At 73.6% G+C, this 9,562-nt stretch carries 10 protein-coding genes and 1 pseudogene; 4 read left to right on the top strand and 7 right to left on the bottom strand.

Annotation, left to right across the window (positions count from 1 at the left end; genetic code table 11):
* From JWR81_RS21150 to JWR81_RS21125, 6 genes are all read right to left on the bottom strand, one after another.
* The coding region (locus JWR81_RS21150) for a GntR family transcriptional regulator (protein ID WP_297655626.1) at positions 1 to 617 on the bottom strand (617 nt) is incomplete at its 3' end.
* A gap of 77 nt (positions 618 to 694) precedes the next feature.
* Positions 695 to 1,462: a glucosamine-6-phosphate deaminase gene (locus tag JWR81_RS21145; RefSeq protein ID WP_297655623.1), complete on the bottom strand. Its 768-nt coding sequence runs from the start codon at positions 1,460 to 1,462 to the stop codon at positions 695 to 697.
* 4 nt (positions 1,463 to 1,466) lie between these two features.
* Entirely contained in the window at positions 1,467 to 2,702 is a 1,236-nt protein-coding gene (locus JWR81_RS21140) for an amidohydrolase family protein (RefSeq protein WP_297655621.1), read from the bottom strand.
* Entirely contained in the window at positions 2,699 to 4,438 is a 1,740-nt protein-coding gene (ptsP, locus tag JWR81_RS21135; protein ID WP_297655631.1) for a phosphoenolpyruvate--protein phosphotransferase, read from the bottom strand. Before ptsP ends, JWR81_RS21140 begins: the two co-directional genes overlap by 4 nt.
* Positions 4,438 to 4,704 carry an HPr family phosphocarrier protein gene (locus JWR81_RS21130; RefSeq protein WP_297655618.1) on the bottom strand — a complete coding sequence of 89 codons (267 nt, stop codon included), beginning with the start codon at positions 4,702 to 4,704 and terminating at the stop codon, positions 4,438 to 4,440. Before JWR81_RS21130 ends, ptsP begins: the two co-directional genes overlap by 1 nt.
* Positions 4,704 to 5,978, bottom strand: coding sequence for a PTS transporter subunit EIIC (locus JWR81_RS21125; RefSeq protein ID WP_297655615.1), 1,275 nt, complete (start codon positions 5,976 to 5,978; stop codon positions 4,704 to 4,706). Before JWR81_RS21125 ends, JWR81_RS21130 begins: the two co-directional genes overlap by 1 nt.
* 133 nt (positions 5,979 to 6,111) lie before the next feature.
* On the opposite strand from JWR81_RS21125, the gene JWR81_RS21120 reads away from it, so the two are divergent.
* The 3 genes from JWR81_RS21120 to JWR81_RS21110 are packed head-to-tail and all read left to right on the top strand — an operon-like array spanning position 6,112 to position 7,399.
* Entirely contained in the window at positions 6,112 to 6,342 is a 231-nt protein-coding gene (locus JWR81_RS21120; protein WP_297655612.1) for a PTS glucose/sucrose transporter subunit IIB, read from the top strand.
* Positions 6,339 to 6,788: a glucose PTS transporter subunit IIA gene (locus JWR81_RS21115; protein WP_297655609.1), complete on the top strand. Its 450-nt coding sequence runs from the start codon at positions 6,339 to 6,341 to the stop codon at positions 6,786 to 6,788. Before JWR81_RS21120 ends, JWR81_RS21115 begins: the two co-directional genes overlap by 4 nt.
* Positions 6,779 to 7,399: an HAD family phosphatase gene (locus JWR81_RS21110; protein ID WP_297655607.1), complete on the top strand. Its 621-nt coding sequence runs from the start codon at positions 6,779 to 6,781 to the stop codon at positions 7,397 to 7,399. The genes JWR81_RS21115 and JWR81_RS21110 overlap by 10 nt, the downstream gene beginning before the upstream one ends.
* Positions 7,400 to 7,619: 220 nt before the next feature.
* Here the strand turns inward: JWR81_RS21110 and JWR81_RS21105 are convergent, their stop codons facing one another.
* Positions 7,620 to 8,195 carry a hypothetical protein gene (locus JWR81_RS21105; RefSeq protein WP_297655603.1) on the bottom strand — a complete coding sequence of 192 codons (576 nt, stop codon included), beginning with the start codon at positions 8,193 to 8,195 and terminating at the stop codon, positions 7,620 to 7,622.
* 915 nt (positions 8,196 to 9,110) lie between these two features.
* Here JWR81_RS21105 and JWR81_RS21100 point away from each other — a divergent pair.
* Positions 9,111 to 9,562, top strand: a pseudogene (locus tag JWR81_RS21100) (hypothetical protein); the annotation flags it as partial.

Here is a 9,562-nt window from a genome sequence, read left to right as displayed (position 1 = left end):
ACCAGCGCGGGACGGGACGCGGGCACGCCCAGAAGCACGGCGAACTCCTCCCCCGCCTCGCCCGCCGCGACGGTCTGTTCGGCGCGGTCGAGGAGGAGGCCGTAGTGGTCGCGCAGGGTGTCGTAGATGGAGCGGCTCAGGTCGTGCGCATCGAGGTCGGGCACGAGCTCGGCGTTGTACCAGGCGTCGTCGACGGTCATCGGCGAGCCGTCGGCCAGCAGCAGCCGGCGCACATGCCAGGCCTGCCGGCCGGCGCGCATGGCGAGGGCATGGGACGTGGCGGCCGGGGGCACGGTTCGCTCGACGACCAGCACCACGGTGGTCGGGGTCAGGCCCAGGCGGCGCATGTCCTCGTGGAACGACGCGAGGTGCAGGCGCGAGCGCGCCGCCCGCTGCGCCACGAACGTGCCCTTGCCCCGCACCCGGACGAGCAGACCCTCGCTGACGAGCTGGCCGATCGCGTCGCGGACGGTGATGCGGCTGACACCGTGGTCCACGCACAGCTGCCGCTCGCTGGGCAGCAGGTCACCGGGCGAGAGGTGCTCCGAGACCAGCTCGGCCAGGATGGCCCGCAGCTGCTCGTGCTTGGGCACCATCCCCTCGACGATCTTCGCCACGCAGTCTCCTCCTGGTTATGACCAGATGAAACCACAGAAAGCCGTGTCCTGTGGATCTCCTTCGTCAGGACACGGCCTCAGGCCCAGGCGGGTTTCTGCGCGGCGATCTCGCGATAGAAGGAGGCGCGCTCCAGGCGGGACGCCGCGGCGTCGTCGAGCACCACCGTCACGTGCGGGTGCCACTGCAGGATCGACGCCGGGCAGGACGCCGTGAGCGGTCCCTCGACGGCGGCGGCGACCGCGGCCGCCTTGTGCTCGCCCGCCGCGGTCAGGACGAGGTGCCCGGCACGGGCGATCGTGCCGAGGCCCTGGGTGATCACGTGGCGGGGCACCGCGTCGATGCTGTCCCCGAAGAACCGGGCGTTGTCGTCGCGGGTCTGCCGCGCGAGCGTCTTCACCCTGGTCAGCGACATGAGCGAGGAGCCCGGCTCGTTGAACCCGATGTGGCCGTTGGTGCCGATCCCGAGGATCTGCACACCGACCCCGACCAGCGACTTCTCGTACTCGGCGGCCGCCGCGGGCGGGTCGGGGTGGCTTCCGTCGGGCGCGTGGACACGATCGGCGTCGATGTCGAGGTGGCCGGTGAGCTCGCGCCGGATCACCTCCCGGTAGGACTCGGGGTGCCCGGCGGGCAGGCCGACGTACTCGTCGAGCAGGAAGGCCTCGACCCGCGCGAAGGACAGGCCCTCCTCGCGGTGGCGGCGGATCAGCTCGGCATAGGCGAGCAACGGCGACGAGCCGGTGGCCAGCCCCAGCACGGTCGGCCCGCGCCGCACCACGTCCTCCACGACGTCGGCGACGACCCGGCCCCCCGCCTCGGCGCTGCGGTGGATGAGGACCTCCATCGAGCTACACGACCTCTCTCTGGCGTTCGCGGGTGATCCAGTGGCCCGCGCGCATCACGGCCCGCGGGGTGAGTGCGGCGTCGGTGACGAGCACGTCGGCACGGTGGCCCGCGACGAGGGCGCCGACGTCGTGCAGGCCGAGCAGCCGGGCGGGCGTGGCGGTGGCGGCCGTGACCGCGGCGGGCAGCGGGACGCCGGCGTGCCGCACGACGCGGCGGACGACGTCGATCAGGCGGGCGGTGCCGCCGGCGAGCGGACGCTCGACACCCCCGCCGGGCGCGAGTCCGGTGCCGCCGGGCGGATGCTCGCCGACGCGTTCGGCGGGCCGCCCGATCTGCGCGGCCAGGCGGGCGACCCCGTCGGCCACGTCGACGTCGAGCGCGCCCAGCCGGTAGCGCCCGTCGCTCATGCCCGCGGCGGCCATCGCGTCGGTGACCAGGGCGATCCGGTCCGGCCCGACCAGGTCGAACACCATCGCGACGGTCTCGTCGGCCAGGTGTACGCCGTCGGCCACGAGCTCCAGCACCATGGCGCCGCGCCCGGCCGCGGCCAGGCATGCGGCCACGGGACCCGGGGCGCGGTGGTGCAGCGGCGGCATGCCGTTGAACAGGTGCGTGGCGCTCAGCGGGCGCTGCCCCGCCTGCGCGATGCCGGCGGTGGTGGCCGCAGCGCTCGCGTCGGTGTGCCCGAGGCTCGGGACCACGCCGTGGCGCTGCATCACGGCGAGCAGGTCGCGGTAGCGCGGGGTCTCCGGGGCGAGGGTCATCGACCGGACGTGGCCGGCGCCGGCGTCGAGCAGCCGGGCCAGCAGGCCGGGGTCGCCGGGCACGATCGCGGAGGGGTCCTGCGCCCCGCACTGCGCGGCGGCGAGGAACGGGCCCTCGAGGTGGATGCCGGCCAGCTCACCGGCATCCACCAGCGGCGCGAGCAGCCGGACCCGTTCCAGCAGCGTCTCCCCCGACGCCGAGACGAGGCTGCCGAGCAGCGACGTGGTGCCGTGGGCGAGGTGGTGGGCGGCGGCCGCGCGGACGCCGTCGGCTCCGGCATCGGGGAAGCCGTGGCCGGCACCGCCGTGGCAGTGGACGTCGACCAGCCCGGGGAGCAGGAGGGTGCCGGGCTCGGCCGGTCCGTCGCCGTCGCGGGCTGGTCCGACGCGGACGATGCGCTCGCCCTCGATCTCGACGGCACCGTCGTCGATGCGGGTGCCGCCGGCGATCACGGTGCCGCGCAGTACCGTCACGAGGCCGCCTCCGCCGACGCCCGCCCCTGGCGGTCCGCGCGAGCGGAACGCGCGGGGCCGACCGCGCCCGTCGGCTCCGCGCCGGCCACCCGCGCCTCGCCGGCATCGTGCACGCACTCGGCGACGGTCGCCCGGGCCGCGTCGGCGCTGCGGGCGGACCGGGCGCGGTCGGCCGCCACCCGGCACTCCTGCGCCGTCAGTGCGCTCAGCTGCGCATGCGCGGCGGGCCGGGATGCGGGTGCCGTCGACAGGCTCGTGACGCCGAGCCCGACGAGCACGGCCGCGAGCAGCGGGTCGGCCGCCGCCTCGCCGCACACCCCGACGGGCTTGTCCGTGGTGCGACCGGCCTCGCCGACCATGGCGACGAGGTCGAGCAGCGCGGGCTGCCACGGGTCGAGCAGGTCGCCGAGCGCACCGGCCGTGCGGTCGGCGGCCATCGTGTACTGGCCGAGATCGTTGGTGCCGATGCTCACGAAGTCGACCACCTCCAGCAGCTCACGGGCCCGCAGCGCCGCCGCGGGCACCTCGATCATCACCCCGACTCGGGTCAGCCCGTGCCCACGGGCGCGTGCGGCGAACCGCTCCGCCTCCTGAGCCGTGGCCACCATCGGCGCCATGACGTCGACCGCGCGCCCGGTCTCCTCCGCCGCCGCGGCGAGCGCGGTCAGCTGGTCGTCGAGCACGCCGGGGTGGACGGCGGCGGTCCGCAGCCCCCGCATGCCCAGCGCGGGGTTCTCCTCGTGCCCGAGCGGCAGGAACGGCAGCGGCTTGTCCGAGCCGGCGTCGAGCGTACGCACGACCACCCGGCGGTCGCCGAACGCGCGCAGCACCGCGGCGTACGTGCGGGTCTGCTCGGCGACGTCCGGGCGGGTGCGCCGGTCGAGGAACAGGAACTCGGTGCGGAACAGGCCCACGCCCTCGGACGCGGTGGCCGCGGCCTGCTCGGCGTCGACGAGCGTGCCGATGTTGCTGAGCAGGGCCACCCGGTGGCCGTCGGCGGTGGCGCCGGGGGTGTCCGCGGCGGGGACCATCGCGGCGGGGACGGCCCGTCGCTCGTCCGGAGGATCGGGCTCCACGACGCCGGTCGTGCCGTCCACCAGCACTGTCGTGCCCTCGGCCACCGACGCGATGTCCGGGCAGCCGACCACGGCCGGCAGGCCGAGCGAGCGGGCCAGGATCGCCGTGTGGCTCGTCGGCCCGCCCTCCTCGGTGACGAGCGCGACGACGTCGGCGCCCAGGCTCGCGGTGTCGGCCGGGGCGAGGTCCCGCGCGGCCAGCACCACCGGGTACCCCGGGGCCGGGACACCGGGCATCGGGACGCCCGCGAGGTGGGCGACCGTGCGGTGCCCGACGTCGCGCAGGTCGGTGACCCGCTCGGCCAGGTAGCCGCCGAGCACGTCGAGCTGCTCGCAGAACCCCTCGATCGCGAGCGTCACGGCGTGCCCGGTCGGCGTCCCGGCCCCCATGAGGTCCTCGGCGGCGGCGAGCAGCGACGGGTCGAGTGCCATCGCGGCCGTGGTCGTGAGGATCTCGGCGGTCTCCCCCTGCACGCGGCCGGCCCGGGCCTCGAGGTCCGCGGCCACGGCGGCGAACGCTTCGCGCACCCGGACCCGCTCGGCGGCGGGGTCGGCGCCGACGGGATCCTCCGCCGAGGTCACCAGCGGGGCGGCCAGCCGCGCGAGCGGCGCGCACGCCACCCCCGGGCTGACGCCTCTCCCGCGCAGGATCGTGCGCATCACGCGTCGAGGTCGGTGGCCAGCAGCTCCACCAGCGTGTCGAGTGCCGAGTCGGCGCCGTCACCTTCGGCCGCGAGGATCACCTCCTGGCCGTGCTCGACGCCGAGCGTCATCACGGCCAGCACGCTCGCCGCGTTGACGGGCGGCTTGCCGGGCACGGCGATGGTCACCGGCAGTCCGGCCCCGGCTGCGGCGCGGGTGAAGGTGGCGGCCGGCCGGGCGTGCAGCCCGACCTTCGAGGCCACGGTCACGGTGCGGGTCGTCATCAGGCTTCCTTCGCGACGGCTGCGGTCTCGGGCGTGGTCTCGGATGCGGTCTCGGTGGTGGTCTCCGGGTCGTTCTCCACCTCCCGGCCCGGCGTCCGCAGGTTCCAGCGCCGGATGACGAAGCGGAACACCACGTAGTAGATCGCGGCGTAGGCCAGTCCGATCGGGATCAGCCACAGCGCGTTCGTGGCGTGCCCGAAGTTGATCAGGTAGTCGATCAGGCCCGCGGAGAACGTGAAGCCGTCGTGGATCCCGAGGGCGTTGGTCAGCGCCAGCGACGTGCCGGTGAGGAAGGCGTGGATGAGGTAGAGCGGCCACGCGACGTAGACGAAGGAGAACTCCAGCGGTTCGGTGATGCCGGTGAGGAACGACGTGAGCGCGACCGAGAGCATGATGCCGCCGACCACCTTGCGCTGCGCGGGCCGCGCCTCGTGCCAGATGGCCAGCGCCGCGGCGGGCAGGGCGAACATCATGATCGGGAAGAAGCCGGTCATGAACGTGCCGGCCGTGGGGTCACCCGCGAAGAAGCGGTTGAGGTCGCCGTGCACACCGTTGTAGTCGCCGAGGATGAACCAGACCACCGAGTTGAGGATGTGGTGCAGGCCCAGCGGCAGCAGCAGCCGGTTGACGACGCCGAACACGCCGCCACCGACCACGGAGTTGGCCTGCACGGCGTCGCCGAGCGCGGTGAGGCCCGAGTTGAACAGCGGGTAGACGAAGCTGAGCACCACGCCGAGCAGCATCATCGTGATCGCGACGATGATCGGCACGAACCGGCGCCCGTTGAAGAAGCCCAGGTAGGTGGGCAGTTTCGTGCGGTAGAAGCGCTGCCACAGGATCGCGGTGAGCAGACCGACCACGATGCCGCCGAGCACCCCGAAGTCGACGACGGCGGCCTTACCGTCGGAGTCGACCTGGCCGGCCAGCACCACCGGGCTCATGGCGGTGAACACGCCCTTGAGCACGAGGTAGCCGACCACGGCGGCGAGCGCGGTGGAGCCGTCGGACTTGCGGGCCCAGCCGATCGCGATGCCGACGGCGAAGATCAGCGGCAGGTTGTCGAACAGCGCGCCACCGGCCCCGGACAGGACGGCGGCCACGGTCTTGAGGGCGCCGAAGTGTCCCAGGAGATCGTCCTGTCCCAGGCGCAGCAGCAGGCCGGCGGCGGGAAGGGCGGCGATGGGCAGCATCAGGCTGCGGCCCAGGCGTTGCAGACCGGCCAGTCCCGGTCGACTCTTCGGCGGTGCGGACGGTGTGTCGACAGTCGTCGTCATGGGCGGCCTCCGAGCTCTCGGGTGACCGTTGCCGTGGGGGCTGCACCACCGGTACGGTCCGGTCATAACCAGTGAGCGAAGGATGGCCGGAAGGCCCGGCGGTGTCAACAGCTCACATCGAGGAGTGATCACCATGTCGAAGGCCGAGGACATCGTCGCCGGGCTCGGTGGCGCCGCCAACATCGTCGACGTCGAGGGCTGCATCACGCGCCTGCGCACCGAGGTGACCGACCCCGCCAAGGTCGACGAGAAGGCGCTCAAGGCCACCGGCGCGCACGGCGTGGTCATGGCCGGGACGATCGTGCAGGTCGTGGTCGGTCCCGAGGCCGACAGCCTGGCCGACGACATCAACGACCTCCTGTGATCGTCGGCTCCCCGTTCGCCGGGACCGTGCAGCCGCTCTCAGCCGTGCCCGACCCGGTGTTCGCCGAGCAGATGGTGGGCGCCGGCGTGGCGGTCGAGCCCCCGGAGGCCGGGCCGGTGGAGGTGGGCAGCCCCGTCGACGGCACGCTCGTCAAGCTGCACCCGCATGCGTTCGTGGTGCTCACGGCGTCGGGCACTGGGGTGCTCGTGCACCTCGGGATCGACACGGTGCACCTGGCGGGCGAGGGCTTCACGCTGCACGCCGCCGAGGGCGCGGCAGTGGCGGCGGGCGACCCGGTGGTCACGTTCGACCCGGCGCTCGTCCGCTCACGTGAGCTGTCGGCGATCTGCCCCGTGGTGGTCATGGACTCGGCACCCGACAGTGTCACCGGGCCCGCGGCCGGCAGCCCGATCGGCGCCGGCGAGGCCCTGTTCACGTGGACCTGACGGCCGCGCGCGCCGTGCTGTTCGACATGGACGGCACGCTGGTGCGCAGTGAGCACGTCCACCGGGTGGCGTGGCAGGGCTTCTTCGACCACTGGGCCGTCGCGATCGACGAGGACACCTACGAGCGCACGGTGAAGGGCCGCCGGGCGCGCGACGTGCTCGCGCGGATGGAGGGGCCCTGGCCCGACGTCGGCACGGCGCTGGCCGTGCTCGCCGACCAGCCGTCCGGCACCGTCGACGTCGTCCCCGGGGCGGTGGAGACGCTGCACGCACTCGCCGCCGCCGGCACACCCGTCGCGATCGTGACCAGTGCGGGGGCAGCGTGGGCCCGGCAGGTGCTCGAGGACGTCCTCGGCGTCCGCGCGCCGGTCCTGGTGACCGCCGAGACGGTGGCCGAGGGCAAGCCGTCGCCGGAGGGCTACCTGCTCGCCTGCAAGCGGCTCCGTGTCCCACCCGGCGACTGCACGGCCGTCGAGGACTCGCCGTCAGGGGTGCGCGCGCTCGTGGCCGCCGGGGTCGGCACGATCATCGGGATCACCACGACGTCGGACGCGGCGGACCTCAGGGACGCGGGCGCGCACCGCACCGTCGCGGACCTCGCCACGACCTGACCTCGCGTCAGGCCCCGCTGCAGCGCCCCCTCCAGGCCGTCGAGGATCACGTCGAGGCCGTAACGCGACCGACCTGCTGCTGGTCGGCGGCGACCCCACCGGGATCACCCGACCCACGACATCCGGCGCGTCGTGTGCAGCGCAGTCGCGTCCGCATCCGACCGGGAAAGCCTCTGAGTGCTTTCCCGGGCGATTCGTATCGGGCGCCGGAAAGGAGCGATCAGGATCCCGTCGCGAGCTGCGTGGCCGACGGGATCTGGTCCGGGGCGGCGTCGCCGTCCGCGGCGGCACTGCTCTGCAGGGTGTTGACCTGGCCGTTGAGCTTGTCGAGATCACTGGACGACGCCGAGCCGTTCTTGATCTTGCTGACGAGGCCGCCGATGGCACTGCTCGCCTGGTCGAACGGCGCCACGAGCTTGCACAGCGTGGGCGAGGACTCGGCGTCGGTCTTCGCCACCGACATCTCGTGCGCCGTGAACAGGCCGGCCAGGCCCGCCTTCACCAGCGCCGACGTTCGCCCCTTCGCACCGGACGTGAAGGACCCGGCCTTGAACGGGGCGTAGATGAAGTGGTGGAACGCGCCGAACGCCAGACCGGCGTGCAGCACGAACTTGGTCTTGTCGAAGTTCACGGTGCCGACCTGCTGACAGCCCGCTCCGGCGCTCGCGCTCGCCGACGGCGTACCGGAGGCGACGGCCGAGGCGGCTGCCTTCGGGCCGCACCCCGCGGTCAGCCCGACGACCGCGACGGCGACGGCCGCGCTCACGAGCAGCCGCAGCACACGGTTCCCGGACACGGTCTTTCCACGCATATCGTCGTTCTCCTCGGTCGTACGGGCAGTACGAAAAGGCTAGCGACGCGCCATTCGGCGGCGTTCTCCGTTCGTCCATGCCTTTCGTCCCGGTTCACCGGGGACCGCGGCCGGGTGTCGACCTTCCGCACAGCCACGCGGACGTGACCCAGGTCGTGCTCACGCGATGACCGGACTGCGCTCCGGTACCTTCCTCGCCCCGTTCCACACCCCCGGCCAGAACCCGACGCCGGCGATGCAGCGCGACCTGAGGCCCGTCGAGCACCTCGACGCGCCGGGCCATGACGAGGCGTGGATCGGCGAGCACGATAGAGCTGGAGGAGGAGCGGGGGCGGCAGTTCCGGACGCCGACGCGGTGGAGCGGCGTGTGGCGGAGCCGATCCCACCCCGTGATCACCGGTTCGGGACCGGGAACCGCGACCGTTGCGGCGGAGCGTCCCGAGCCGGCGATCTCCGCCCGAAACCTGGTAGTTGACCGGGTACTACCCGTTTGCCGGCACGCTGACCCTGTCGCAGCTGCGGGCGGCGGTGAAGCGGGCCATCCGCGCGGATGGACGCGCGGCGGGCGGATGTGTTGATGGCGTTCCGACGGCCCGGCCCGTGGACCGGCCCACGACGCACCGTTGACCGGTCCGGGGTCGCGAACCTGAGAGGCCCGCTGGAGCACTCGGGTCAACGGGTGTCCGCCACCCGGAGTCATCAGCCACGTCTCGGCGCGTGGGACGGTACTTCCGGCGTGCCCGCGCAACCCCCTCTCTCAGAAGTCCGATTCGTACCCCTGCCCGTCTTTACCGTTCTGGGCACACGCCGACGCGCCCATCCGACCGGCTGATCGCTCCCCCTGATCTCGCCACTCGCCGGTCGCCGACGTCCGGGCCGCGACAGGAGAGACACGGAAACATGGCCACTGAACGACGACATCTCGCGCTCCGGCGCCGGACCAAGCTGGCCGCGACGGCCGCCACCGCCGTGGCGCTGATCGCCGGGCTGTCCGGCTGCCAGGTGCCGTTCGTCGGCGTCGCGAACGCGAGCACGCCGACGACCACCCAACCGACCGCGCCGCCGGGACAACGCGGCCACGGCGGCGTTTTCGGCCCCATGGGCTCGGAGCACGGGCAGCGCCAACAGCGGCCCGGCACCACGACGGGCGGGAACACCACCACCCCCACGAACGGCGCCACGCCCCCGGCCAACCCGCCGGCTCCGAACCCCAACTGCTCGCTGGTGGTGCCACCCGCGCCGCTGACGGCCGCCGGGCTCGCCACGCCCTACCAGCTCTCGGCCACCGACCGCCGGGCCGGCGACTGCCACGAGGCGAACCCCAACCAGTCGGCGTTCGTCGAGGCCACGAT

The sequence above is a fragment of the Pseudonocardia sp. genome, assembly GCF_025965585.1.
In the GTDB taxonomy this organism is placed as follows: Bacteria; Actinomycetota; Actinomycetes; order Mycobacteriales; family Pseudonocardiaceae; genus Pseudonocardia.
The sequence above is the reverse complement of the archived record's forward strand: the minus strand, read 5'-3'. Positions and strand labels throughout refer to the sequence as shown.

Bases quoted from the DNA above. Each gene is read 5' to 3' on its own strand.
- JWR81_RS21130 (WP_297655618.1), bottom strand. From the start codon at position 4,704: ATGACGACCCGCACCGTGACCGTGGCCTCGAAGGTCGGGCTGCACGCC.
- ptsP (WP_297655631.1), bottom strand. From the start codon at position 4,438: ATGCGCACGATCCTGCGCGGGAGAGGCGTCAGCCCGGGGGTGGCGTGC.
- JWR81_RS21125 (WP_297655615.1), bottom strand. From the start codon at position 5,978: ATGACGACGACTGTCGACACACCGTCCGCACCGCCGAAGAGTCGACCG.
- JWR81_RS21145 (WP_297655623.1), bottom strand. From the start codon at position 1,462: ATGGAGGTCCTCATCCACCGCAGCGCCGAGGCGGGGGGCCGGGTCGTC.
- JWR81_RS21120 (WP_297655612.1), top strand. From the start codon at position 6,112: ATGTCGAAGGCCGAGGACATCGTCGCCGGGCTCGGTGGCGCCGCCAAC.